This window comes from Thiothrix nivea DSM 5205 (assembly GCF_000260135.1).
GTDB classification, from domain to species: Bacteria; Pseudomonadota; Gammaproteobacteria; order Thiotrichales; family Thiotrichaceae; genus Thiothrix; species Thiothrix nivea.
Genome location: NZ_JH651384.1, coordinates 1,527,875 through 1,552,794, shown reverse-complemented (window position 1 = coordinate 1,552,794; position 24,920 = coordinate 1,527,875). Strand labels below are relative to the sequence as shown.

The following is a 24,920-nucleotide window of genomic DNA, read 5'->3' as shown; positions in this document are numbered from 1 at the left end:
AGGATAGCGTAGCTGATTTTTTAGGGAACTGAGTAGTTACAATTTAGCGAGTAATGGCGATATTAATGGCGATAATGTCATTGATTCCGGTGATCTGATTAAATGGAATCCAGCTAATGATCAAGCCAAACTGAATGGTATTGATTATTCCGCTCAGATAGAACCGATCATTAACAAGATCCATCAGAATCAGGACATCACTGCTGACGCCAAATATTTTTTCAACAAGCCTCCTGTTGCGGGTGTGGGTAGTGACCAGACGGTTGCCCAGAATGAGTCTATCCGGCTGGATGGTAGCAGTAGTTATGATCCGGACGGTTCCATCATTGCCTATGAATGGCGCTATGGTTCTAACGTTGTCAGTCATGACGCCATTTTTACGTTAGACCCGCTACCGCCAGGCGCACATGTGCTCAATCTTACTGTCACGGATGATGATGGTGCGAAAAATGATAAGTCTGTCACCATTACGGTCAGTGATGCTGAAAATTGCAGTGGCGTTGCTACTCAAGAGGGATATATCGAGGTTACCCTGGCCTGGACTGATCAGAGTCTGAATATGGATTTGTCCACCGATTTGTCACAGCAGGTGGGTAACTTTGACATCCAGGATGCCGATTGTCTCCTGGAACATTACTACATACCCGTGGGAGCAGAGGTCAGTCCGGGGTCTTATCCGGTAAAGGTCGCCTACACTGGCAGCCCGGCTGACAAGAATGAACTGAATACCATTGTCACCATCAAGGTTCCTGGTTCCAATCAGTCGCGCATGGTCAGCCTGAATCTGCTGGACGATTTGACGGAAGGCAAGATTGCCGACATCGTGATCAGTGAGGATGGTGTGGAATTCGTTCCGGTGGATAACTTCGAGCGTGAAGCTGTGGTGCTCTATAACCGGACAGAAAACAGTGAAATCTACGTACAGGCTTACGCCCAGTTCAGTGCGGGTAGCCAAACCAGCAGTACTGAGTACAGTTCCGGCTGGAGTGGTCAGTTGCCCCAACAGGGCTACAGCGGCAATGTTTTGTTCGATGTGATCTGGAATATCAGCCAAGCTATCCTAGGCGGGCCGCTGGCGGGGGCACAAATAGACTTGTTTGACGCCGATGGTTATAACACCGTGCTGGATGATGGCAGCAGTAGTCTATACACCACTACTGCATCCTACGGTTCATCGGCCTATACGGCAGGGATCATCGTTGTACCGGGGACTGTCCGGGCTGCCTTGCAGGACGACAAGCTGTATGTTGTCCGGGTACGTGGAGGGGCTGATATTGACCCGGATTCTGACCAGCAGGTCAACTCTGGGGTGGTGAATTCCCAAGCCAGCCTGCACGCTTTGGTGACAGGGGCGGAACTCAAAGCGCTGGGTTTCAAGGTCAATATCCTGACTGAGTTCGCTTACCAGCTTGGCAAGGGCTTGTTGGGTGGGGAACGCGCTGCCCTGCGTTCCCGGATGAACCAGACATCCCGTTGCCTGCTGTCTAATGACATGAATGCCGATGGCGCGATTAACCATCTGGACGCCTTGGTGTGGACGCCTAACGGTAATACCGGCAAGTTGTTCCGCCCCTATCATGACAACTTCCTGCCGATCATGGCCAGGATGCGTAACGGTGAAAATGTCTACGCTGATATGTTCAATCTGGCGGCCAAACCGGTGCTGGAGGGGGGCAGCTTCACCATTCAGGAGGATTTGGCTCGTGGTAGTGCTATTGGCCAAGTCAAATATTGTGCGCTGGAGCAGGCGCCAACGGCCTACCGTATTAGCGGTGCTGGCGCGGAAAACTTCCAGATCGGCACGGATGGCGTTTTGTCTTTGTCAGCCACGGCAAGCCTGGACTACGAAACACAACGTATTTATACCTTGTATGTTACTGGCAGCAATGACTACGGTGACTCCCTGCCGGTCACGGTGTACGTGACGGTAACTGCCGATGGCTCGCCACTGTTGGGCACACTGGATGCCTTTGTGACTGAAGGGGCTGTCGGGGGTACGGAGGTTGGAACCTTGCCGGTTACGGCAGGTGCTTCGCCGGTAACGGCAATCCGTCTGGTGGGTACTGGCGCGGGCAACTTTGCCGTCAGTAGTGCTGGGGTAATGACAGTGAAAACGGGTGCGCAGTTTGATCATGCCCTGGTTCCAAACTACACCTTGCAGGCGATTGCCACCAATGCAGCCGGTGACAGTGGCCCGGCGCAGGTGAAAATCAAGGTTTACGATGATGTGCCGACCTTGCCGTCGCCATTTTACGCGCGGATCACGGAGGAAATACCAGGCGGAACCCGGCTTGGCAGGTTGGGATATTATCCGGGCCTAACGCCTATCAACGCATTCACTGTCAGTGGCATCGGGGCTGAACGGTTCACGGTGGATACAGGTGGTTATATCCACATAGCAGGCAACTCAAACGAAAAACCCATCCAGAATGACAATATCAGCACTTACCGCCTACAGGTCACGGCTACCAATGACCGGGGAACCAGTGCGCCTGTGGACATGACGGTTGACGTGCTGCAAAGCTCTGACGCCAATGCCCTGGTTGTTAATAATTTCTCCACGGATGTTTTTATCCATACACCCAACAATACTGCGGTGGGCATTGTTGGTTACACCTATGCATTGCATCCGGCCAGCACGTTTGAACTCAGTGGGGATGATTCCGCAGGGTTTGCCATTCTTGCTAATGGTACCCTGGTGCTCACTGACAACAGCGTGCTGGAAGGCAAGGCAGGGCAAGAACTCAGTTTTACAGTGAAAGCGGGCAATGCTTACGGTGCTGAAAGTAACACGGCAACCATCAAGATCAATGTCAAGGACGATGTTCCCAAGCTGTACCCCATGTCCAGCAGTATTCTGGAGGGTAGTGTTGCCGGAACCAAGGTGGGCAAGCTGGGTTATAGTTATGGCGTCAGCCCTATTGTCCAGTTCACCCTGACGGGGGAAGGTGCGGAACAGTTTGCCATTGATGGCAATGGTTTGGTGACAGTGGCGGAAGGCGCGAACCTGAGCCGCGCCAGCACAGCCGTCTATAGCCTGACGGCGCAAGCAACCAATTCCCTGGGGCGTACCGCAGCTACCAGTGTCAATATCACTGTCTACAGCAGTGCGCCTACGCTCAGGAGCAGCAGTATCGCTGTGATTGAGAATTCTGTGGTAGGTGAGCGTGTGGCAATTGTACCGGTAGTGACGATTGGCAACAGCGCGATTACCGGCTTTACGTTATCAGGAACTGGTTCTGAAGCATTCGCCGTGGATGCGCAAGGCTATGTCACGGTTGCCGATAGCAGCTTGCTGGACGCCGAACAGGTCAGCGGTTTTGATTTGCAGGTAACGGCCACCAATACCCAGGGAGCCAGTGAGCCGGTTGCCCTGACGATTACCGTGACCGATATACCGGATGGGGCTGTGCCAACGGTGAATGCTGGTGCAGACCAGTCTGTTTACCGGGGTGACACTGTTACCTTGACGGCAGAAGCTGCGGATAGTGATGGTACTATCGCCAGCTATGTCTGGAAGGAGGGCAGTACGGTGCTCAGCAACGCCAGTAGTTTCGCCAAGGCTGATTTTGGCGTTGGCACGCATACCATTACGCTCACGGTGACGGATGATGATGGCAATCAGGTAACAGATACCGTGACCGTCACTGTGTCGGTCATTGTGGATAATGATCCTCCACATCTTACGTTAAGCGGGGATAGCATTGTCGTTGTCAAAGTTGGCAATGCCTATACCGAACCCGGTGCTTCAGCCAGGGATGATGTTGATGGCGTGGTTGCCGTAAATATCAGTGGTACGGTCAATACCGCCGAGGCAGGGGATTACACGCTGACCTATACGGCCACAGATAATGCTGGTAATACTGCGACTAAAACCAGGCTTGTGCGGGTAGTCACTGACAACATGACGTTACTTGGCAGCATTAGGACTAGCGGGGGCTATGTTTTTGATATTGCTTTATCCAATGACGGGACGAAGATATTTGCCGCTGGATATTTAGCGGGGTTGATCATCTTCGACATAACAAACCCGGCGCAACCTTATGTGCTTAGCAGTTTTGATACTGATGGGGAGGCTCGAGGGGTTACATTGTCAGCAGATAATAAACGGGCTTATGTTGCTGACTCTGACAAGGGGTTGAAAGTCATTGATGTCAGTAATCCTGCCAGCCCTTCGTTATCAGGTACTTATTCGATAACAAGTGGGGAGACATGGGGAGTAACCCTTTCCAAAGATGAGAAAGTAGCCTATTTGTCCAATGTTAGTGATGGTATAGATGCTGTTGATATTTCTAATCTGGGAAGTATGTCTTCACTGGGTAAAGTAAGTGGGCTAGGGGTAGTTTGGGCATCAAAACTTTCAGGTGACGGTGAAAAGCTGTATGTCGCTGCCCATTCGGGAGGCATGAAGGTGCTTGATGTCCGTAACCCAGAAAATATCTCAATTATCGGAAGCATCCAAGCAGATTATGCACGATATCTGACATTATCTTCCGATGAAAGCAAGGCATTCGTTGCCGCGCAGAGCGGTGGTATGAAGGTTGTGGACATTACAAATCCGAGTTCACTTTCTTTGCTGGGCGAATACAGTGCATTAAGCTCAATACAGGGTATCGACCTTTCCAACGACGAGACAATAGCTTTTGTCGCAGACTCTAGCGCGGGCTTACATATGGTGGATATTAGTACAGCGAACAATCCTGCTTTGATTAGTAGTTTCAATACGCCGGGTAATGCATTGAGAGTGCAACTTTCTAATGATGGTTCAAAAGTGTATGTGGCGGATTGGTCTGGGGGGCTGCTTATTTTGGGTGTCGTCCAATAGGTAAACAGGGGAAATCAACATGACGACTTTATTCGAGCGTAAAAAGGGAACAATTGCCTTGTTTGCTGTTGGGGTTGGGTTTTATTCAGGCTTGTTGTCTTCAGCTTATGCGTTTACGCCTCCAGCGCCGCCTGCTTACGAATTCATTGATGAGGATGGCGTACCGGACGCAAGCGACAACTGCCCGCTGGACAGCAATGCCGACCAAGCCAATATCGACCATGATGGCTTGGGCGATGTTTGTGATCCAGACCGTGACGGTGACAATGTGGCAAACGGTGCGGATGCCTTCCCGGATAACCCTGCTGAATGGCTGGACACGGATGGCGACAAGGTTGGCAACAATGCTGACACTGATGATGATGGTGACGGCCTGCCAGACCAGTGGGAAAAGGATAACGGCCTCGACCCATTGAATAAAGCTGATGCGGCGCTGGACAACGATAAGGATGGCTTGAGCAATAAGCAGGAATACACGTATCAGACCAACCCGAACAAGGCGGATAGTGATGGCGATGGCATGAATGACAAGCAGGAACTGGACGCGGGCCGTAACCCAAATGATCCATCCGATGTCAATGTCCAGCCTCCGGCGCAGCCGGATCCCGCCAAGGTTATCCCCATCATCATGCAGTTGCTGCTGGAATGATGGAGAATATCGTGGTTATCAGAGGTTCTTACCCCAAAAACCTCTGATATGCCGGATTTTCCGTCTCATCCCAATAGTCATACCCCAATTTGTCGAGGAATTGGCAGAACTCATCACGCTCTTCCGGTGGGACTTGAATCCCCACCAGCACCCGCCCGAAGTCCGAGCCGTGATTACGGTAGTGGAACAGGCTGATATTCCAGCCCGCGCTCATGCTGGTGAGAAAATGCAGTAATGCACCGGGGCGTTCCGGGAACATAAAACGGTACAACACTTCGTTTTTTGCGCCGTTGGAGTGCCCACCCACCATATAACGTAAATGAATCTTGGCAACTTCGTTATCCGTCAGATCCGTGACTGGATAGCCCCTGCCGGTCAGGTCTTTCAACAGGGTTTCGCGCTCCTGCTTGCCGCCCACAATCTTCACCCCGGCGAATACCTGCGCATCCCGGTCATCGGAATAGCGGTAGTTGAATTCGGTGATCGGGCGGTTGCTGATGGCGTGGCAGAATTCGCGGAAACTGCCGGGGCGTTCCGGAATGGTCACGGCCAGCAAGGCTTCGCGGCCTTCGCCCAGCTCGGCGCGTTCGGCCACATGGCGCAGGCGGTCGAAATTGATGTTCGCGCCACTGGCGACAGCGATCAGGTGCTTGCCCTGAACCTGTTCGCGGGCGACGTATTTTTTCATGCCAGCCACGGAAAGCGCGCCTGCCGGTTCCAGCAGGGTGCGGGTGTCCTCGAACACGTCCTTGATGGCGGCACAGGTTTCATCGGTACTGACCAAAATCACTTCGTCGACGATATTTTTGGCGATGTCGAACGTTTTTTCCCCGATCAGTTTGACTGCCGCGCCGTCAGCGAAGGTGCCAACTTGCGCCAATTGCGTGCGCTCACCCGCTTGCAGGGAGGTGTAAAGCGTTGGCGCTTCCTCATGTTCCACCCCGATGATTTTGATGTCGGGGTAGAGGTATTTGAGGTAGCTGCCAACCCCAGCCAGCAAGCCACCGCCGCCGACGCACAGGAACACGGCTTCGATCGGGCCGGAATGCTGGCGCAGCAGTTCCATGCCGATGGTGCCCTGCCCGGCGATCACGTCCAGATCGTCGAAGGGGTGGACGAAGGTCATGTGCTGCTCTTGTTCCAGCTCACGCGCGTGGGCGTAGGCTTCGTCGTAGGAGCTGCCATGCAGTACCGCCGTACCGCCAAAAGATTCCACCGCTTTCACCTTGATTTCCGGCGTGGTCTTGGGCATGACGATGGTGGTCTTGATACCGAGGCGTGAACCGGATAGCGCCACACCTTGCGCATGGTTGCCCGCAGAGGCAGCCACCACACCGTGGGCGCGTTCTTCCGGCGTCAGCGCAAACATCTTGTTGAAAGCACCGCGTAGCTTGAAGGAAAACACCGGTTGCAGGTCTTCGCGCTTGAGGTAAATCTCATTGCCTAGCCGGGTGCTCAGGTTGCGCGCCCGTTCCAGTGGGGTTTCGATAGCCACGTCATAGACGCGGGCGGTGAGGATGCGTTTGATCAGGGATTTGTTCATCGGGGTAATCTTGTGTAGCTGTGCTTTACGTGCGGGCTAGTATATTGCAAACTCAGGCACGATAACCATTTTTGAACATCACAGGATAGCTTTATGACCCAGGACGAAATGAAAAAAGCGGCAGCAGAAGCCGCACTCGCCTATGTTGAAGCCGGTATGATTGTCGGTATCGGTACCGGTTCCACTGCCAACCACTTCATCGACCTATTGGCGGGCATCAAGGGCAAGATCGACGGCACGGTTGCCAGTTCCATCGCCAGTGCCAAGCGTCTGGAAGGCCATGGCATCCGGGTCATGGATTTGAACGAAGCTGGCCAGTTGTCGTTATACGTCGATGGCGCGGATGAATCCAACGAGCACCTGCACCTGGTCAAGGGCGGTGGTGGTGCGCTGACCCGCGAAAAGATTGTGGCTGGTGCGGCTGATAAATTCGTTTGTATTGCCGATGACACCAAGTTGGTGAAAGTGCTGGGTAAGTTCCCGTTGCCGATCGAAGTTATCCCCATGGCACAAGCACTGGTCGCGCGTGAAATGGTCAAGCTGGGTGGCAACCCGGTGCTGCGTGAAGGTTTCACCACCGACAACGGCAATATTATCCTCGACATCCACGGCATGGAAATCACCGACCCGGTAACGATGGAAAACCGCATCAACCAGATTCCGGGTGTTGTTACCAACGGCCTGTTTGCGATCCGCCCGGCGGATGTGCTGATCCTTGGCGGCCCCGACGGCGCGCGCACAGTGGGGTAAATGGGCGCTGCTTTCACACGCTGGCTGCTGACATGGATGGCGAGTACCGCACTGGTGCTCGCCATTTTTCTGGGCGCATGGGTGGTGTTGCTGCATGGCTACCACTGGCTGCCGGAAGTGGATGCCCAACGTCACGCCATTGTGTCTTACCTGCTGCGCGGCATGGGGAATGAGCTGCCGGAAATGGCATACCTGAATCCTGCCGAAGCTTTCCATCTGCTGGATGTGCGGCAGTTGTTTGCGCGTGTGGATCGGCTGTTTGTTGGGGTGCTGGCTTGCTGCCTGCTGTTGCTGTATGGGTGGAAACGGTTTGCGGGCGGGTGTTTGGCCTTGCACAGCGGTTACCTGGGGCTGGCCTGCATTCTGTTGCTGGGGCTGTTGATGGCACTGGGTGGTTTTGTGCCGCTGTTTGTGCTGCTGCATTACTGGCTGTTTCCGGCGGGTAACTGGGTATTTCCGGATGACAGCCTCCTGATCCGCCTGTTTCCGCTGGATTATTTTTTCCGCTTTGGGCTGGTGTATGGAGTGGTGGTGCTGGGCATGTTTGTTGGCCTGATTGTGTGGGGGCACACCCGCGGCAGGCTTTCTTGAGTCTGTTGGCGCACGGGCGCATTATCATTGCATATGCGTTGGTCAGGAGGGAGGTTTGCCATGCGTATCGGAATTCCCAAGGAAATCAAAAATCACGAGTACCGCGTCGCGTTGACGCCGGATGCGGTGGCGGCATTGGTGCGGCAAGGGCATGAAGTGGCGGTGCAACCCACGGCGGGCGTCGGGGCTGGCTTCACTGGCGCTGATTACGAACAGGCGGGGGCGAAACTGCTGTTGGATGCCCGCTCGGTCTACAATTTCGCCGAACTTATCATCAAGGTGAAAGAGCCGCAGCCGGAAGAATATTCCCTGCTCCGTTCCGACCATACCCTGTTCTGTTTCCTGCATCTGGCGGCCAATCCGGGGCTGGAAAATTACCTCAAGGTGCACCGTACCCGTTACATCCCATTCGAGCAGGTGCGGGACGGGCAGGGTGGTTTGCCGATCCTCGCGCCCATGTCGGAAATTGCCGGGCGGCTGGCGGTACAGGCAGGCGCGCACTGGCTGGAAAAGGCGCAAGGTGGGGCGGGCGTGTTGCTGGCAGGCGTCCCCGGCGTGGAACCGGGCAAAGTACTGGTGATCGGCGCGGGCAATGTCGGTACGCAAGCGGCCATCATGGCAGCAGGGCAGGGCGCGCGGGTAGTGGTGCTTGACCGCAACCGCGCGGCCTTGCAGCGCATCCAGCAGTTGCTGGGGTTTCGGGTGGAAACGGCGCTGGCTTCGCCCGAAGTGATCCGCCGCCATTTACCGGATGCGGATCTGGTGGTGGGGGCGGTGCTGGTTCCCGGCCAGCCTGCCCCCAAGGTTATTTCCCGCGATGATTTGCAACGGCTGAGGCCGGGCAGGGTGCTGGTGGATGTGGCGATAGACGAAGGCGGTTGCTTTGCAACGTCCCGCCCGACCACGCACACTGAGCCGGTATTCGAGGTGGAGGGGCGCTTGCATTACTGCGTGGCCAACATGCCGGGGGTGGTGCCGCAAACGGCCTCCCGTGCCTTGAGCGCGATGGTGCTGCGTTACTTGCCGGAAGTGCTGGCGGGAACGTCGGCCTAACGGCAGGCTGCCAGCATGACCTGGTTCCATTGGGCCGAATAGTCCAGCGCCAGGCTGAGGTAGCGGCGGTGGTTGTCCCCGTAGATGGCGTCTGTTACCCCGTCCAGACATTTGACAGGGCAGGCGTCGCCTATCTGGGCGAAAATTTCGGGGGCGATACCGGCGGGGGCGGCGTTACGGCCAGCATTGCAAAGGAAATAACGCTCACCCTTGGCGATGGCCGTGCGCGCATCGGCTGCCGGGTCACGTGCCTGCAATGGCGGCAGCAGGGTGGCGTAGTACGCCTCCTTGTTGGCCATGATTTCAGCGGCTGAGGGGATGTGGACATTATTGCCGTTACTTCCGGAAACAGCCTCGCTATCAGGTACAACCGGCTCGTGGCAGCCGCTCAGGCTATGGGCGCATAGCAGTAATAATGGCACGAAACGTTTCATCGCATACTCCGTTTGCGCCGACGTTGCAGGGCGTAAAGGCTGCCGCTAGCCAACAGCCATTCCAGAGGAACAGAACCGCCACCCCCGGTGCTACTGATCGGGTTGCCGTAAATGGCGCTGGTGCCGGCAGTGTTGCTGCTACTGCTGGCTTCAGCAGGGTTGGTGGCCGACAGGGCAAAGAAAATATTGTTGCGGCAGCTGACGCGGATGTAATTCTTGTTGCCGAGCGTGAATGGCAAGGTGACGCTGGCCGAGCCGTCATTGGGCGTATTGCTCAGTAAATTGCTGAACGAATTGCCGTTGTCAGTGGATAGGTCAATATCGACCGCGTTGCAATGAATGGGAGCCTGGTCGGTGGCGGCGACATTCCAACTGACGGTTTGCTGGCTGCCTTTGGTCAGGGTTGTGCTACTGGGGGTGGTGACGGCGAAACTGTTACCGGTATCCACAACCGTGATTTTCATGTCGTCGTAGCCTGTGCCGCCGTGGCTATCCCGCGCCAGCAGGCGGAAATTCAGGGTGCGGTTGGTGGTGGGTAGGGTTTCCCCCGCTGATTGTACCCGTCCGGTCAGGTCAGACATCTGTGGAATGGTGCGGGTAGGTGTGGCGGATGGCAAATGTGTCCTGATCAGGGCATTGTTACCCGTATCCACGTTGACGCGCGAGGCAGTGCCAGCATCAACCTGTTCCCAGGAATAGCTCAGGGTATCTGTGGTATTGGCATCCTGGCCTGAGCCTGTGAGTATGAAAGGCGTGCCTGCCGGAATGGTGTAATCCGCACCGGCATTGACCGTCGGGTTGTTGTTGGCGAGGCTGGTTTTGGCTGCACAGGCCGCACCCGCCCCATTATGCAGGTAATCCTGGATTTGCTGGATGGACGCGGAATGCATCATGCTGTCGCTGCCGGTCTGGAGGTTGTCACCGCTGCACACGCCAGCATAGGCCATGATGGTGCTGCCGCTGCCGGGTTCGTAGGCGCTTGCTGTTTCCCTGCCGCCGTAGCAGGCACCCGCTACGCCATTGAAGGTATGGGCAGCACCCAGTTGGTGGCCAATTTCATGTGCCATGTAATCAATGATAAACGCATCCCCCTGCGGTTTGGGCCAGCCGCTTGCCCCTTCGGCCTTGTATGCACCGCACGTGCTGGCCACTCTGGCCAGGCCGCCGCCACTGGTGGCCAGCACATGGCCGATGTCGTAATTGGCATAGCCGATCACGTCATTCAGGTTTTTGACATTCTCAGACAACAGGGTATCGGATGTGTTGTTGGTGTAAGGGTCGGTATTGGCGTTCTGGTAAATGGTGTTGTCATCACTGACCAGTTGCAGGCGGATGGAAAGATCCCGCTCGTAAATCTGGTTGATCCGGTTGACTGCCGTGACAATCGACTGGTAGGCAGCACTTTTACTGCCGTAATAGGCGGTGTATTCGGCGGTGGTGGCAATGGCGATACGGTAAGTATGCAGGGTTTCGCCCGCTTTGGCGGCCAGTGCGCGCGCCGCTATGCTGGGGGAAGACGCAGCGGGTGTGGCAAGGTCGGCAGGGTCGTCGTGGGTAGTGCATGACCAGCCATCAGCCCGGAACGCTTCCCAGTTGGCTTTTTTGCTAAAGCTCAGGTAGTGGCGTCCGTCGTCTGTTGCTTGTGGGTCGATGAACAGGGTGTCACCGCTGGCTGTATCGAGCATGGCGTGGAAGCCAGATGGGGTAAAATCAACGCTGCCGCTGATGATGGTTCCGTCCACGCCATACACTTTCCAGGTCTGGATGTCGGGGTGGTTGGCGGCGATTTCCGGAGCCAGCACTTCGCTGGGGGTAGCGGTAAGCTCGGCAAACCCACCCTCCGGTAATGGCAGTGACAAGGTTTGCTGGCCTGCGCGCGCCTGCAAACCGCTGGCCACGCCAGTCTGTGACTGGAACAGTTGCTCCCGCAGGCGGCCTTCGTCCAGCCCCAGCAAACGGAAGTGCTGGATGGGCGTGGTGATTGAAGCAGAAGTAGTTGCGCCGCGCGCCTGAATGTCCTGCCAGGCGGATTGCCCGGCGCTGGCGGTTCCGCTGAACAGAAGTACCAGTATTGCCCCAAAAAATTTCATTTATAATAGCTCTGATGAATCCATAAACTTGTCGGATTATATGCTAGTGCCCCGCATTTAGCGACGCAGCAACACGTAAATTGCGCCCGTGCCGCCGTCGACCGGGCGGGCGGAATGGAAAGCCAGAATGCGGTCATGTTGGCGTAACCAGTTGTTGATCTTGGTCTTGATTACCGGGCCTTTGTAGTTGGAACGGTTGCCCTTGCCGTGGATAATACGCACGCATTCGCCTTGCCCGGGGTGAACGTCGTGCAGGAATTGCAGCAATTGCTGTTTCGCATCCCGTGCATTCAGGCCGTGTAGGTCGAGTTCGCTGGCAATGCGGTATTGCCCAGTACGCAGTTTGCGGATAATGCGGTTTTGCAGGCCGGGGCGGTAATAGCTGAGCATGTCACCGGGTTGCAGTTCCACCGGGTCGTATTCATCCGACAGCATGTCTTTCAGCACCTGTTTCTCATCTTCCTGTGTCTTGACGGGTATGGCAGGTGGTTTTGCGCTATCATGTATCGCATGATTGGTGTGCCGCAACGGCTTCACGTCTTGCATGGATTCACGGAACAGGAAAAATTCTTTAGCGCTCATGGACATACTGCTCAGTAATGATGATGGCTTTATGGCTCCCGGCATTAACCGGCTACGGGAAGCGCTGGCGGTAGCTGCCAATGTTATCACAGTTGCGCCCGACCAGGATTGCAGCGGGGTCAGCAACTCCCTGACCTTGCGTAACCCGCTGCGACTGACCCGTCAGGCGGAAAATTTTTACAGCGTCAACGGCACACCGACCGATTGCGTGCACCTTGGCTTGGGATTGTACGCGGATGACCCCGATATGGTGATTTCCGGCATCAATGCCGGGGCCAATATGGGGGATGACGTGCTGTATTCGGGAACGGTGGCAGCAGCGATGGAAGGCCGTTTCCTGGGGTATCCGGCACTGGCGGTGTCGCTGGCCGCGCTGGGGCGTGGTGGGGCGGTCAGCCATTACGATAGCGCCGTCCAGGCTGTGCTGCATTTGTTGGGGCATGTGCAAAATTACCCGGACAGGAGCAGCATGATCCTCAACATCAATGTGCCGGATTTGCCCTGGGAACAGGTGCGCGGTTTCTGCGTTACCCGGCTGGGCAGCCGCCACCGCTCCGAGCCAGTGGTGCGGGCGCAAGACCCGCGTGGCAAGGAAATTTTCTGGATCGGGCCTGCCGGTGACGCGGCGGACGCCGGGGAAGGGACGGATTTCCACGCCGTGCAGGCCGGTTACGTTTCCATTACCCCGATCCATGCCGACCTGACCCGTCACCGGGCGCTGGAAGACACAGCGCATTGGCTGGAGGCTTGCCACGATGCGGCGTAAGCTGGATATTGAAGGGATAGGCATGACCTCACAGCGCACCCGCAACCGGTTGGTGGGGCGGTTGCGCGAAAAAGGTATCCGCAACGAGGCAGTGTTACAGGTGATCAGCCGCACGCCCCGCCACCTGTTCGTGGATGAGGCGCTGGCCAGCCGTTCTTATGAGGATACCGCCCTGCCGATTGGCCACGGGCAAACCATTTCCCAGCCCTATATTGTCGCGCGCATGACCGAGCTGTTGCTGGAAAGCGCCCTGCCACCCCGCAAGGTGCTGGAAGTCGGTACAGGCTCAGGCTATCAGGCCGCGATACTGTCGTCGCTGGTGGAAAAGGTGTATACGGTTGAGCGCATCGAGCCGCTGTTCCGTGCTGCCTGCGAGTTGTTGTATGCCCTCGGTTACCGCAATGTGTCTGCTTATTTGAGCGACGGCAGCTGGGGAATAGTGCGGGAAGCCCCCTATGACGCCATTATCGTCACTGCTGCGCCAGAAACCGTGCCGCCAGCGCTGCTGGAACAACTTGCCATGGGCGGCAGGTTGATAGTCCCGGTGGGCAAGCAAGGGGAGGTGCAAGTGTTGCAGGTCATTACCCGGCAGGGTGAGACAAGCTATACAATACTTGACCATGAATATGTGCAGTTTGTGCCTATGGTCAGCGGTAAACCCTGAATGAATACGAACGTTATGTGATTATTGAGAAATATTTTCTTAAATTTGGTATATATTCCAAGTTATTCAAGAATATGTGAGTGTCTTCACACCCCTGAACCCAATAACTGAAGGTGTAAAAAATCATGGATAGAACCATTAAACTGGCAGCCGCCACCTCCCTGCTTGCTGTAACTGCTGTGGGTTGCACGCCGAACCCTTACTACAATAATGGGTATAACGGTTACAATAATGGCTACCGGGCGGGAACAACTACGGGAACGGTCGTCAATCGTGCAGCGGTCAGCCATACGCACTGTGGCCGGACACATAGCCACCCGTTGCCGCCCGAGGGGCTGGCGCATCACCATGGCGATGGCTGCATGGCTGGTTCCGGTGGTGCTACGACCACGACAACAACAACCCAGCCAAACTACAATTATGGCTATAACCAGCAGCAGCCAGCTGCTACCACCACCTACAACTACTCTACGCCAACCAGCACACCGTATTATGATTACAGCGGCGGCAATAGTGGCGGTAGCAGCAACAACACGACCTCTTCTACCTATGATTACTCGGCGTACAATGCGCCCAAGACCACCACTAGCAACACTTATCGCTCGGCAACGCCAGCGCCGGTGTCGGCAGCACCTGCTTCCGGGTACTATACCGTCAAGCAGGGCGACACGGTATTCCAGGTCATGCGTAATACGGGTGTTTACTGGAAAGATATTATCCGCCTGAACAACCTGCAAGCGCCTGATTACCGGATTGTCCCGGGTCAGACACTGAAGCTGAAGTAAACCATTTCCCTATAAGCAAAAAAGCCCGTCAATGCAGCGGGCTTTTTTGTCATTCAAGCGAACGCTGGATCAGCAGTACACGCTTTTGCAATTCTCATCCTTGTCTTTATCCTTGGCCAAGGAGGAGTTGTTGTCATTGCGCAGGTAATTCTGCAACATGGCGGATGTAACCGCTCCCATGTGGCTACCGACAATTTCACCCTTGGGGTTGACCACGAAGGTGGTGGGTACGCCATAGAGCAAACCCAATGCGAACATGGTGCTGTCCTGGGTTGGCGCTACCGGGTAAGTGATTTTCCGTTGCTTGACGAATTGTTTCAGTTCCTCAACCGGAGTTTCGCCAGCTTCCATACCCAGGACGATAGCCTTGTCCTTGAAACGGTTGGCGACACTGTTCAGGGCGGGGAGTTCGGCAATGCAAGGGCCGCAATAGGTGGCCCAGTAGTTCACGATGACCCATTTGCCACGGTATTCGGAAAACTGGTGATTTTTGCCGTCAATATCCTTGAAAGTGAAGTTCCCCACCTGCTGGGACTCAGCAGCCACGGATGCGGTGGCTGACGCTAACAAAAACACGGCAAGGGCAAACGCCCGTTTGATCAGTTTCATGTAAAACCCTCAACTTCTATACTTAAACACACTCTTCGATGGATCGCTCTGTCAGGTCGGCGACTATATTCATGGTAGGGGTAACCCTTATTGTAGGAGGCATATCCTTAAATTGCAGTTCCAATTTAGCAATTAAACGGATTAACGGGCTCAATTGCCCGGTTGCCATTTTCATCGTAATCAGATTCTCATTAATCGAAAATAAAGTGCATAAGCCTATGCTTATATAACTTTCAGTGCAAGTTGTATTTGTACGACAAAAACATCAGCCACCGGCTTGATATTCGTCAAGTCGGTGGCTGAAGATGCTAACAAGAGGTAGCTATTAATTCAATTAATTATTTATCTGCCTTCATGTAGCGGCGCAAGCCAACAGCACCCAGCAACAGGGTAAGCAGAATCTGCGCCCACTGCGTCAGGGTCGGGACAGCAACACCTGTTGTTGTGACACTGGCCTGGTAGGATTCCAGATAATCTGGTGTGCCATCGCCATTGGTATCGCGTGCATCAATCGGGGAGCCGTCACCGTTGGTATCAGGTGCTTCCTGTGCGGTGGGGATGCCGTCGTTGTCATCATCTTTGTCGCGGAAGTCTGGCGTGCCATCGCCATCGGTGTCGGTGGTCAGTGGGGAGCCGCTGTAGTTCTCATTCTTGGTCAGAATGCTGTCGTTGTCATCATCTTCGTCCAGTGCGTCGATTGTGCCGTCGCCATCAGTGTCCAGTGGGCTGTTGATATTGGAGCCAACTTCATTCTTGTCCGGCACGCCATCGCCGTCGCTGTCGGATTTGGCCGGGTCAGTACCCAGGGTGGCTTCCTCTGTATCTGTGAGGCCGTCACCATCTGTATCCTTAGGCGTGTTTTCAGTATCCAGGTAATCCGGAATGCCATCACCATCGGTGTCGGTTGCATCATCTGGGGAGCCATCCGCATTGGCATCAGGTGTTTCCGAACTGGTCGGCGTGCCGTCGTTATCATCATCCGCATCACGGAAATCGGGGGTTCCATCGCCATCAGTGTCGGTGGTCAGTGGGGAGCCGCTGTAGTTCTCATTCTTGGTCAGAATACCATCGTTGTCGTCATCTTCGTCCAGCGCGTCAATTGTGCCATCGCCATCGGTATCCCGTGGCGCACCGATATTGGAGCCGATTTCATCTTTGTCCGGCACGCCATCGCCGTCCGAATCGGCCTTGTTCGGGTTAGTGCCGAGCACTTCTTCTTCAGCATCTGTGAGGCCATCGCCGTCGGTATCCTGGGTACTTGCTGCCACTGTGACCATGACTGTTGCGGTGCTTTGTGCCCCGGCTGTGTCAGTGATGGTATAGGTAAAGGTGTCCGTGCCGGTAAAGCCTGCTGTTGGTGTATACACCAGGTCGCTGCTGGTTTGGGCAACGCTGCCATGACTGCCCTGGGTGAAGCTGGCAATGGTCAGTGTATCGCCATCGGCGTCCGTGTCATTGGCCAGCACATTGATAGTGGCAGTTGAGCCAGCGGTTACCGTTGCGCTATCGCTGTTGGCGACCGGGGTATTGTTCACAGGTACTGCACTGACTGTCACGGTGACTGTTGCGGTGCTTTGTGCCCCGGCTGTGTCAGTGACGGTATAGGTAAAGGTGTCCGTGCCGGTAAAGCCTGCTACAGGCGTGTACACCAGGTTGTTGCCAGTCTGGGTAACGCTGCCGTTAGTGCCTTGGCCGAAACTGGCAATGGTCAGTGTATCGCCATCGGCGTCCGTGTCATTGGCCAGCACATCAACGCTGATGACGGAACCTGCCGCCATAGTCACGCTATCAGCGGCAGCAACTGGCGTATTGTTTCCGTTGGACGGAACACACACTGCCGGGTTACCGTAGTTGCCGATGTAATCATTATCATCCAGCGTCCCCCAACCTACGTTGGCAAACTGGTTGCCAGGGTTGGTACCTGCCGAGTTGACCGGCGCTTCTGGCGGCTGGTTGAATGGGTCAGTACTGTTATTCATCAATGCAACACTGCCTAGGCAGGGGCCGGTATTCTTGAAGTTGAACACTTCCTGTTCAACGTCTTGCTGGAATTTGAAGGAGCGCACGTCATCAGGAATCATGGTAAAAGACAGGTAGTCGACGCTGGTGTCCTCATCCGGAGCGGCTACCTTTGAGCTTAGCGACCAACTAGCCCCCGGTTGTCCGGTCGTTTCCGAGATGACGGTGGACTGGATGCCAGCCACAGTAAACTTGTTAGTCCCGGTGGCATGGGGAACGCGCAAGGTTACTTGCGCCGTCATGCTCAAATCGCGGTCTGGCAGCGATGTTGGGCGCATGTATACGTGATAGCGGCTATCCGCAGCACTCCAGTCCACCCGGTATTCGAGACCGCCCTCAACACCGGCAAATGCTTGGCCTGTCTGTGTTAGTGCCAGCAATACCAGCCCCTTTGAAACTGCTTGACTGATTTTTGTTTTCATTGTTCTGTACCGATTCTCTTTATTGTTGATTGGATGATAAGGCCCTGTCTATCAAGGCAACTGCTGCCTGATAATGTAATTTGAACTGAAAGAGATATTGGCCGGGTGGGTCAGGACATTACCCAGCGCTAAATCCACATCATTGGATGGCCCTGCGAAGATTGTGATGCCATCCATATTGATGTCTGTTGCACGATAGCCGCTCAGCTTGTAATTGGTGTTGTAGGTGACATTCCCCTCGGCTGCCAAAATATTGCTGAGCACTTGCGTCAAATCATTGGATGGCCCCTGCGAGATGATCAGGCCATCGTTATTGTTGTTACCTGCCCATAGCAATGCAGTCCCACCAAGGGAAACACGTGCGTGGCTTCCGTATGTGCTGGTGCTTTCCTTGGTAAAGTCTATCATGGCTGGAACCCCCCCTAAGGCAACTGGATTTGCGGTCATGACACCTAGATGGTTTCGGTGTTTGACGGCGACGTAATAACTCCCCGGTTCCACGCCAATCAACAGGAAAGAGCCATCCCCCGATTGGGCGTCTACTATATCAGCATCGCGCTGAACCAATCCTGTTAGCCTGGCCTTGGTTATTGTCGGGTTGTTGGGATCGAGCAGTTCAAGCACTACCCAGTCTACCGGTGCGTCATTGCCACTGCTGCCCAGCAGGTTACTGGCCGCAGTGTCGCTGGCCGTGTTGCTGGTAATGCCATAAGGTTCCTGCGCGGGGATAAGCGCGTTGGCACGTAAGGTATCCCGCATCAGTTGGGTTTGCTGTCATAAGCTCCCTGCAACATCACACGGGCTTGCAAGCGGACAATATCCGCTTTCAAGGGGTTGGCTCCACGCGCAATTTCCTCTCCATCCAGCAAAGTGTCAGTATCGGTGTCAGGGTTTTGCGGGTCGGTGCCGATTTCTGCTTCCTGTGCATCGGTCAGGCCGTCATTGTCTGAATCCAGCTCAGGGTCAATACAGACGGCCTCACAACCATAGTTACCGGCGTAATTATTTTTGTCCGCTGAACCCCAGCCCAGGTTGGTAAACTGGTTGCCTGGGTTGGTATCCGCAGAATTTGGAATGGCGTTGAAGGGGTCGCTGTCCTTCATCAGCACTACCGGGCCGAGGCAGGCGTTACTGTTGGCAAAGCTGAAGACTTCCAATTCCTGGTCAGCCTGCCACTGGAGTGCTTGTGGGTCGCTCAGGTTCATGGTGAAAGACAGGTAGTCGGATCCAGTATCTTCTGTGGGTGCATTGACCCGGGAGCTTTGCTTCCATTCAATCGCTGCGGAAGTGGACTGGATGCCAGTTGTCTTGAAACTGTCGGCAGCATTGGCGGCATGTGGCATTTTCAGTGTCACCTGGCCGGTCAGGCTCAGGTTGCGGGTGGGGGTGCTACCCGGGTACATGTAAACATGATAACGCTGGTCGCTGATATTCCAGGCGACACGGTAATAAACATGATCTGCCAGTGGTGCTACCGGTGTATTCCCGCAGCCAGCGCTACAGCTTGCTGGCTCACCGTAGTTGCCCCGATAGTCATTGTCGTTGATGCTGCCCCAGCCGGTGTTGGAAAACTGGTTACGGGGATTGGTACCGACAGAATTACCCGATGGCTGGCTGAACGGGTCGGTAGCATTGTCGATCAACTCCACGTCGCCCACACAAGGCCCTTTGTTGCGGAAACTAAAAACTTCCTGTTCCTCACCTGCCTTGAACACGAAGGCGTGGGCATCGTCAGCGTCGTAGTTAAATGAGAGGTAATCATACAAAGGGTTTTCGACAGGAGCCGGTACGTTAGAGCCGAGTTTCCAGGCAGTGCCCGGTTTGGGCTGAATGTCTGTCACCTGAAAGCGGTTGCCCGCCGTGGCGTGCGGGACGCGCAGGGTAACCTGGGCTGTCAGGCTCAGATCAGGGTCAGGGGTACTGGTAGGGCGCATGTAGACATGGTAGCGGCTATCGTTGGCATCCCAGGCAATACGGTATTCCACGCCACCTTCAACAGCGAACGCAATCTGGCAGCCTTGCATCAATAACAGGAAAACCATGCCTTTGAACATGGTGCGACGGGATGTGATGTAAGTTTTCTTATCCATAAATATTACGAGTCCTGACCCGTGGTAGTCATTGAGGGTCTATTAGCCTCAGTCTGCTTATTGTTTATTTTTTGCAGGTAATGGTCTCGCCATAATTGCCCGTGTAATTGTTCTCGCTAACTGCACCCCAGCCCAGGTTGGTGAACTGGTTGCCCGGGTTGGTGTTGGCGGAATTTGTCTCGATATTGAATGGGTCGTCATTTGCCATCAGGGCTACACCTTCCTGACAGCCGTTTTTGTTCTCAAAACTGAATACCAGTTTTTCCTGATCCTGTTGCCATTCATAGTTGCGTGCACTGTTGCCTTGCACACCAATGAAGGAAAAGGAAATGTAATCGTGGCCGGTATCTTCCGCAGGTGCGTCTACCCGGGAGGCTTCAACCCAGCTGACATCTTCGATGCCACTGGCAAGCTTGGTGACGGAAAAATTGCTTGTGTGTGGAGCCTTGATGGTGACCTGGCCGGTCAGGCTAAAGTCAGGCTTCGGCGTGCTGGCAGGCTTCATCCATAACTGATAGGTTTGGCCATCTTCAGCCAGAGCCAATTTGTACTCCAAACCGTTGTCTGCAAAAGCAGCATTGCCAGCTGTGGCCAACACGATGCTTCCAACAACACGGCACAGCAGGAGCGCGGACTTCTTAGTATTCATTGAATATAGTCTCCGGTTGCTTGTCCATTGCTTGTTTCGTCCGATCATAAAACTATTTGCCAAGTGATAAAATAAACTCCTGATGAATGGCCTGCTGCGGCTTGTCTGCTTGGCAGCGTAGCGTTAATCAGGTTACGGGCGAGCAGCCCGTAACCTGGGTTGGCTAGATTCCGTTAAGGAACCTGACGGTTGATGATGAAGTTGGCGTTAGGGATCAAACTGTTGTTGGGGTGCATCAGTACATCACCCAGCAGCAGGTTCACGTCGTTGTATGGCCCTGCAAAGATGGTTACGCCATCCATGTTAGTGTCTGTCGTCAAATAACCTGGCAATCGGTAGTTGGTACTGGAAGACAGGTTTTCCAGAGGCAGGACAGTACCCAGGATCAGGGTGGTGTCTGCATTCTGGCCGTTGGCGATGACACGCTTGTCGATATTGGCGTTACCGGCCCACAGCAGTGCGGTGGAACCTGCCGCGCTAGGGTCATAGCGACCATACTCGCCCCAGGTCGCCGTTGTCTTGGCGATGAAGTTGACCATGGTGGGCGAAACCGTATTGAGGTTGACCTGGCCAGCAGTCATTACGCCCAGATGGTTGCGGTGATGGATGGCAACGTAGTAGTTACCGCTTGCCATGCCCGGCAACAACAATGAAGTGCTGCCCGTGGTGGCATCCATCACATCGCCATCGCGCTGCACTAGTGCAGCCATGCGGGCTTTGACCGTGGTCGGTGTGGTTGGGTCACGCAGCTCAACCAGCACCCAGTCTACTGGCGCATCATTGCCTGTCGTTGCCAGCCGTGCCAATGTGGTGGTTTCTTTGCCTGCATACGAGTAAATGCCCATGTTGTATGGTTGTGCCAGCGGGATGAGCCCTTGGCTGCGCAGGGTGTCCTTCATCATTCCGGTAGTGCTGTCGTATGCACCCTGCAACATGACTTTTACTTGCAGTTTTACGCCATTGGGACTGGTATCAAGGTAATCCGGGATGTTGTCGCCATCGGTGTCGGTGGCGTCAGCCGGGCTGCCGTCCTTGTTGGGGTCATTGCCTTCGGAAGCGGATGGGATGTTGTCACCGTCATCGTCGGTGTCGAGGTAATCCGGGATTTTATCGCCGTCAGTGTCGTCATCCAGCGGGGTTCCACCGTTGTAGTTTTCGTTTTTGGTCAGGATGCCATCATTGTCGTCATCCGGATCCAGGGCGTTGATCAGGGTGTCGCCGTCGCTATTGGTTGGCTTGGTTGGGTCAGAGCCGACTTCGGTCTTGTCATCGATACCGTCGCCGTCACTGTCAACCTTGGTCGGGTCGGTCTTGGTGGTGTTGACTTCCACATTATCGGGCAGGCCGTCACCGTCAGTGTCCGCCTTGGTTGGGTCAGTGCCGAGGGCTTGTTCCTGCTCATTGGTCAGGCCATCACCATCCGGGTCAGCCTTGGGGCCGTCGGTGCTATTTTTGTCGAGGTAATCCGGGATTTTGTCGCCGTCGGTGTCGGTGGCGTCAGCCGGGCTGCCGTCCTTGTTGGGGTCATTGCCTTCGGAAGCAGTCGGGATGTTGTCACCGTCATCGTCGGTGTCGAGGTAATCCGGAATTTTGTCACCGTCAGTGTCGTCATCCAGCGGGGTGCCGCCGTTGTAGTTCTCATTCTTGGTCAGGACGCCGTCATTGTCGTCATCCGGATCCAGGGCGTTGATCAGGGTGTCGCCGTCGCTATTGGTTGGCTTGGTTGGGTCAATGCCGACTTCGGTTTTGTCGTCGATACCGTCACCGTCACTGTCAACTTTGGTCGGGTCGGTCTTGGTGGTGTTGACTTCCACATTATCGGGCAGGCCGTCACCGTCAGTGTCCGCCTTGGTTGGGTCAGTGCCGAGGGCTTGTTCCTGCTCATTGGTCAGGCCATCACCATCCGGGTCAGCCTTGGGGCCGTCGGTGCTATTTTTGTCCAGGTAATCCGGAATTTTGTCACCGTCGGTGTCGGTGGCGTCAGCCGGGCTGCCATCTTTGTTGGGGTCATTGCCTTCGGAAGCGGATGGGATGTTGTCGCCATCATCGTCGGTGTCGAGGTAGTCCGGAATTTTGTCGCCGTCAGTATCGTCATCCAGCGGGGTGCCGCCGTTGTAGTTCTCGTTCTTGGTCAGGACGCCGTCATTGTCGTCATCCGGATCCAGGGCGTTGATCAGGGTGTCGCCGTCGCTATTGGTTGGCTTGGTTGGGTCAGCGCCGACTTCGGTCTTGTCGTCGATACCGTCACCGTCACTGTCAACCTTGGTCGGGTCGGTCTTGGTGGTGTTGACTTCGACATTATCGGGCAGGCCGTCACCGTCAGTGTCCGCCTTGGTTGGGTCAGTGCCGAGGGCTTGCTCCTGCTCATTGGTCAGGCCATCACCATCCGGGTCAGCCTTGGGGCCGTCGGTGTTGTTCTTGTCCAGATAATCCGGAATCTTGTCGCCATCGGTGTCGATGGCGTCAGCCGGGCTGCCGTCCTTGTTGGGGTCATTGCCCTCGGAAGCGGATGGGATGTTGTCACCGTCATCGTCGGTGTCGAGGTAATCCGGGATTTTGTCACCGTCAGTGTCGTCATCCAGCGGGGTGCCGCCGTTGTAGTTCTCGTTTTTGGTGAGGACGCCGTCATTGTCGTCATCCGGATCCAGGGCATTGATCAGGGTGTCGCTGTCGGTGTTGGTCGGGTTGTTCGGGTCAGTGCCGACTTCGGTCTTGTCGTCGATGCCGTCGCCATCACTGTCCGGGTTTTTCGGGTCGGTCTTGGTGGTGTTGACTTCCACGCCATCGGACAGACCGTCGCCATCGCTGTCCGGGTTGCCCGGGTCAGTGCCGCCTAGCCGTTCATCGCCATTTTTCAGGCCATCACCATCGTCATCAAGGCTATCCCGGCAATCTGCGATATTGGAGTCATAGTTGCCCAGGTAGTTGTTCTCACCGGCTGTCCCCCAGCCCAAGTTAGTGAACTGGTTGCCCGGGTTGGTGTTGGTGGAGTTGGGTGGCATGAAGGGGTCGGTGTTATCCATCAGACTAACTGGGCCGAGACACGTTGCGCTATTGTTGAAACTGAGGACTTCCTGTTCAACGCCTGCCTGCCAGGCAAATGCGCTGGGTTCATCAATACTCAAGCTGAATGAGATGTAGTCAGAGTCCGGCCTTTCGGATGGGGTATCCACCCGCGAGTCATTTTTCCAGTTGGTGTCCAACACGGGCACTTTTTTGCCGGTAACCGTGAATTTATCCGTGCCTTCCGCATGGGGAACAATAATCGTGATCTGGCCTGTCAGGCTCATGTCCCGGGTAGGGGTGGCGTTTGGCTTCATGAAGACGTGATAGCGGTTATCCGAGGTATCCCAACGGATAGTGTATTCCAGTGTCTGGGCAGCCCAGGCACTATTGCCCGCAAGCAACAGTGCCGAGGTGCTCAGACCCAGGAGTTTGCGGAGTGTTGTTCTGGATTGCATGGCTGGCTCTCTTTATGTAGTTGTTGTCATGATGTGTGTGGCAGCTACCCCAGGATAGGTAACTGCCGCATATATCGCTTATTTTTTGCAGGAAACCGCTTCGCCGTAGTTGCCTTTGTAGTGGTTCTCGCTGACCGCGCCCCAGCCCAGGTTGGTGAACTGGTTACCAGGATTGGTGTTGGCGGAGTTAGGAGAGGCGGTATTGAAGGCGTCATCGTCCGCCATCAACGTTACACCATCTACGCAGCCACCTTCGTTTTCAAAGCTGAACACCAGTTTTTCCTCGCCTTTTTCCCAGGCGTAGTTACGGGAGCTGGTACCCTGCAAGCCGACGAATGAGAAAGAGAGGTAGTCGCTGGCAGCATCTTCCTTCGGCGCATCAACGCGGGAAGCAGCTACCCAGTTGATACCCTCAACTGTGCTGGTAACGTTTTTCGGGGCAAACTTGGCGTCGGTCGGAGCCTTGATGGTGACCTGGCCAGTCAGGCTGATGTCAGGTTTTGGGGTGGCGGCAGGCTTCATCCATACCTGGTAGGTTTTGCCATCTTCGGCCAGTGCCAGTTTGTATTCCAGCGTCGCATCCGCGAAAGCTGAGCTTGCCGTCATGGCCAAGGTGATACCCCCTAAAACCTTGGTTATTAAGTGGAGGAATTTGTTATTGTTCATGTGTTGTCTCCTGTTGCGTTAGCCCAATGTTGTTATTTGTTGAAAGCGACCGGTTTTTTCTGTGTTGTCCGGGGTTCCCAGAAATTCCTCAGTAACATAAAGTAATTCTTTGGAATTTTTCATGGGGGTTAATAATCCATAAATTTCTAGGTTGTCAGCAAGGATTTGCTGACAAACGGATATTGTTGAAAATTCAGTAAAAGTAAAATTTTTAAATAAGTTCTTCCCAGCTTTCTCCCCCTCTCCTCGAAGAGAGGGAGCCATCGTTGGTT

At 54.9% G+C, this 24,920-nt stretch carries 20 protein-coding genes; 8 read left to right on the top strand and 12 right to left on the bottom strand.

Annotated features, from left to right (window positions below; translation table 11 throughout):
* Positions 1–28 precede the first annotated feature (28 nt).
* Together THINI_RS07895 and THINI_RS07890 are read left to right on the top strand one after the other, a co-directional pair.
* Positions 29–4,825, top strand: a complete 4,797-nt coding sequence (locus THINI_RS07895; protein WP_342610123.1) for a PKD domain-containing protein — start codon at positions 29–31, stop codon at positions 4,823–4,825.
* Between the two features lie 19 nt (positions 4,826–4,844).
* Positions 4,845–5,474: a thrombospondin type 3 repeat-containing protein gene (locus THINI_RS07890; RefSeq protein WP_002708098.1), complete on the top strand. Its 630-nt coding sequence runs from the start codon at positions 4,845–4,847 to the stop codon at positions 5,472–5,474.
* Positions 5,475–5,502: 28 nt separating this feature from the next.
* Here THINI_RS07890 and ilvA read toward each other — a convergent pair whose 3' ends face one another.
* Positions 5,503–7,017: a threonine ammonia-lyase, biosynthetic gene (gene ilvA, locus THINI_RS07885; protein ID WP_002708097.1), complete on the bottom strand. Its 1,515-nt coding sequence runs from the start codon at positions 7,015–7,017 to the stop codon at positions 5,503–5,505.
* Between the two features lie 93 nt (positions 7,018–7,110).
* On the opposite strand from ilvA, the gene rpiA reads away from it, so the two are divergent.
* Genes rpiA through ald form a run of 3 tightly spaced genes read left to right on the top strand, consistent with a single transcriptional unit; the run spans position 7,111 to position 9,411 of the window.
* Complete coding sequence (gene rpiA, locus THINI_RS07880) at positions 7,111–7,767, top strand: ribose-5-phosphate isomerase RpiA (protein WP_002708096.1); 657 nt, start codon at positions 7,111–7,113, stop codon at positions 7,765–7,767.
* Positions 7,768–8,358, top strand: a complete 591-nt coding sequence (locus THINI_RS23270) for a lipoprotein intramolecular transacylase Lit (protein ID WP_050988012.1) — start codon at positions 7,768–7,770, stop codon at positions 8,356–8,358.
* A gap of 60 nt (positions 8,359–8,418) precedes the next feature.
* Positions 8,419–9,411, top strand: coding sequence for an alanine dehydrogenase (gene ald / locus THINI_RS07870; RefSeq protein ID WP_002708094.1), 993 nt, complete (start codon positions 8,419–8,421; stop codon positions 9,409–9,411).
* Here ald and THINI_RS07865 read toward each other — a convergent pair.
* The 3 genes from THINI_RS07865 to THINI_RS07855 are packed head-to-tail and all read right to left on the bottom strand — an operon-like array spanning position 9,408 to position 12,517.
* Positions 9,408–9,845 carry a hypothetical protein gene (locus THINI_RS07865; RefSeq protein ID WP_002708093.1) on the bottom strand — a complete coding sequence of 146 codons (438 nt, stop codon included), beginning with the start codon at positions 9,843–9,845 and terminating at the stop codon, positions 9,408–9,410. The genes ald and THINI_RS07865 overlap by 4 nt on opposite strands.
* Positions 9,842–11,935 (bottom strand): reprolysin-like metallopeptidase, encoded by a 2,094-nt coding sequence (locus THINI_RS07860; protein WP_002708092.1) that lies wholly within the window; start codon positions 11,933–11,935, stop codon positions 9,842–9,844. The genes THINI_RS07865 and THINI_RS07860 overlap by 4 nt, the downstream gene beginning before the upstream one ends.
* Before the next feature lie 57 nt (positions 11,936–11,992).
* On the bottom strand, positions 11,993–12,517 hold the full coding sequence (locus tag THINI_RS07855) for a Smr/MutS family protein (protein WP_245536592.1): 525 nt from the start codon (positions 12,515–12,517) through the stop codon (positions 11,993–11,995).
* On the opposite strand from THINI_RS07855, the gene surE reads away from it, so the two are divergent.
* The 3 genes from surE (at position 12,516) to THINI_RS07840 (ending at position 14,732) form a co-directional block, all read left to right on the top strand.
* Entirely contained in the window at positions 12,516–13,283 is a 768-nt protein-coding gene (surE, locus tag THINI_RS07850; RefSeq protein ID WP_002708090.1) for a 5'/3'-nucleotidase SurE, read from the top strand. The two genes, THINI_RS07855 and surE, sit on opposite strands and share 2 nt — an antisense overlap.
* Positions 13,273–13,947 carry a protein-L-isoaspartate(D-aspartate) O-methyltransferase gene (locus tag THINI_RS07845; RefSeq protein WP_002708089.1) on the top strand — a complete coding sequence of 225 codons (675 nt, stop codon included), beginning with the start codon at positions 13,273–13,275 and terminating at the stop codon, positions 13,945–13,947. Before surE ends, THINI_RS07845 begins: the two co-directional genes overlap by 11 nt.
* Before the next feature lie 125 nt (positions 13,948–14,072).
* Positions 14,073–14,732 (top strand): LysM peptidoglycan-binding domain-containing protein, encoded by a 660-nt coding sequence (locus THINI_RS07840; protein ID WP_002708088.1) that lies wholly within the window; start codon positions 14,073–14,075, stop codon positions 14,730–14,732.
* Between the two features lie 69 nt (positions 14,733–14,801).
* Here the strand turns inward: THINI_RS07840 and THINI_RS07835 are convergent, their stop codons facing one another.
* From THINI_RS07835 to THINI_RS07795, 8 genes are all read right to left on the bottom strand, one after another.
* A complete protein-coding gene (locus THINI_RS07835; RefSeq protein ID WP_002708087.1) occupies positions 14,802–15,341 on the bottom strand; it encodes a TlpA family protein disulfide reductase in 540 nt (179 codons plus the stop codon).
* A gap of 338 nt (positions 15,342–15,679) precedes the next feature.
* Complete coding sequence (locus THINI_RS07830; protein WP_169314595.1) at positions 15,680–17,740, bottom strand: IPTL-CTERM sorting domain-containing protein; 2,061 nt, start codon at positions 17,738–17,740, stop codon at positions 15,680–15,682.
* Between the two features lie 93 nt (positions 17,741–17,833).
* The gene (locus tag THINI_RS07825; protein WP_002708084.1) at positions 17,834–18,541 is read right to left on the bottom strand and encodes a hypothetical protein; all 708 of its coding nucleotides are present in this window, start codon (positions 18,539–18,541) and stop codon (positions 17,834–17,836) included.
* Positions 18,541–19,872: a thrombospondin type 3 repeat-containing protein gene (locus tag THINI_RS23265; protein ID WP_002708083.1), complete on the bottom strand. Its 1,332-nt coding sequence runs from the start codon at positions 19,870–19,872 to the stop codon at positions 18,541–18,543. Before THINI_RS23265 ends, THINI_RS07825 begins: the two co-directional genes overlap by 1 nt.
* A gap of 64 nt (positions 19,873–19,936) precedes the next feature.
* A complete protein-coding gene (locus THINI_RS07810) occupies positions 19,937–20,521 on the bottom strand; it encodes a hypothetical protein (RefSeq protein WP_002708082.1) in 585 nt (194 codons plus the stop codon).
* A 173-nt stretch (positions 20,522–20,694) separates the two neighbouring features.
* Positions 20,695–23,982 carry a hypothetical protein gene (locus THINI_RS07805; RefSeq protein WP_002708081.1) on the bottom strand — a complete coding sequence of 1,096 codons (3,288 nt, stop codon included), beginning with the start codon at positions 23,980–23,982 and terminating at the stop codon, positions 20,695–20,697.
* Between the two features lie 78 nt (positions 23,983–24,060).
* Complete coding sequence (locus THINI_RS07800) at positions 24,061–24,648, bottom strand: hypothetical protein (protein WP_002708080.1); 588 nt, start codon at positions 24,646–24,648, stop codon at positions 24,061–24,063.
* Between the two features lie 18 nt (positions 24,649–24,666).
* On the bottom strand, positions 24,667–24,912 hold the full coding sequence (locus THINI_RS07795; protein ID WP_040839255.1) for a hypothetical protein: 246 nt from the start codon (positions 24,910–24,912) through the stop codon (positions 24,667–24,669).
* Between the last annotated feature and the right edge of the window lie 8 nt (positions 24,913–24,920).

Coding starts and splice junctions, on each gene's coding strand:
- THINI_RS07890 (WP_002708098.1), top strand. CDS start 4,845: ATGACGACTTTATTCGAGCGTAAAAAGGGAACAATTGCCTTGTTTGCT.
- ilvA (WP_002708097.1), bottom strand. CDS start 7,017: ATGAACAAATCCCTGATCAAACGCATCCTCACCGCCCGCGTCTATGAC.
- rpiA (WP_002708096.1), top strand. CDS start 7,111: ATGACCCAGGACGAAATGAAAAAAGCGGCAGCAGAAGCCGCACTCGCC.
- THINI_RS23270 (WP_050988012.1), top strand. CDS start 7,768: ATGGGCGCTGCTTTCACACGCTGGCTGCTGACATGGATGGCGAGTACC.
- ald (WP_002708094.1), top strand. CDS start 8,419: ATGCGTATCGGAATTCCCAAGGAAATCAAAAATCACGAGTACCGCGTC.
- THINI_RS07865 (WP_002708093.1), bottom strand. CDS start 9,845: ATGAAACGTTTCGTGCCATTATTACTGCTATGCGCCCATAGCCTGAGC.
- THINI_RS07860 (WP_002708092.1), bottom strand. CDS start 11,935: ATGAAATTTTTTGGGGCAATACTGGTACTTCTGTTCAGCGGAACCGCC.
- surE (WP_002708090.1), top strand. CDS start 12,516: ATGGACATACTGCTCAGTAATGATGATGGCTTTATGGCTCCCGGCATT.
- THINI_RS07855 (WP_245536592.1), bottom strand. CDS start 12,517: ATGAGCGCTAAAGAATTTTTCCTGTTCCGTGAATCCATGCAAGACGTG.
- THINI_RS07845 (WP_002708089.1), top strand. CDS start 13,273: ATGCGGCGTAAGCTGGATATTGAAGGGATAGGCATGACCTCACAGCGC.
- THINI_RS07840 (WP_002708088.1), top strand. CDS start 14,073: ATGGATAGAACCATTAAACTGGCAGCCGCCACCTCCCTGCTTGCTGTA.
- THINI_RS07835 (WP_002708087.1), bottom strand. CDS start 15,341: ATGAAACTGATCAAACGGGCGTTTGCCCTTGCCGTGTTTTTGTTAGCG.
- THINI_RS07825 (WP_002708084.1), bottom strand. CDS start 18,541: ATGCGGGATACCTTACGTGCCAACGCGCTTATCCCCGCGCAGGAACCT.
- THINI_RS23265 (WP_002708083.1), bottom strand. CDS start 19,872: ATGGATAAGAAAACTTACATCACATCCCGTCGCACCATGTTCAAAGGC.
- THINI_RS07810 (WP_002708082.1), bottom strand. CDS start 20,521: ATGAATACTAAGAAGTCCGCGCTCCTGCTGTGCCGTGTTGTTGGAAGC.
- THINI_RS07805 (WP_002708081.1), bottom strand. CDS start 23,982: ATGCAATCCAGAACAACACTCCGCAAACTCCTGGGTCTGAGCACCTCG.
- THINI_RS07800 (WP_002708080.1), bottom strand. CDS start 24,648: ATGAACAATAACAAATTCCTCCACTTAATAACCAAGGTTTTAGGGGGT.
- THINI_RS07795 (WP_040839255.1), bottom strand. CDS start 24,912: ATGGCTCCCTCTCTTCGAGGAGAGGGGGAGAAAGCTGGGAAGAACTTA.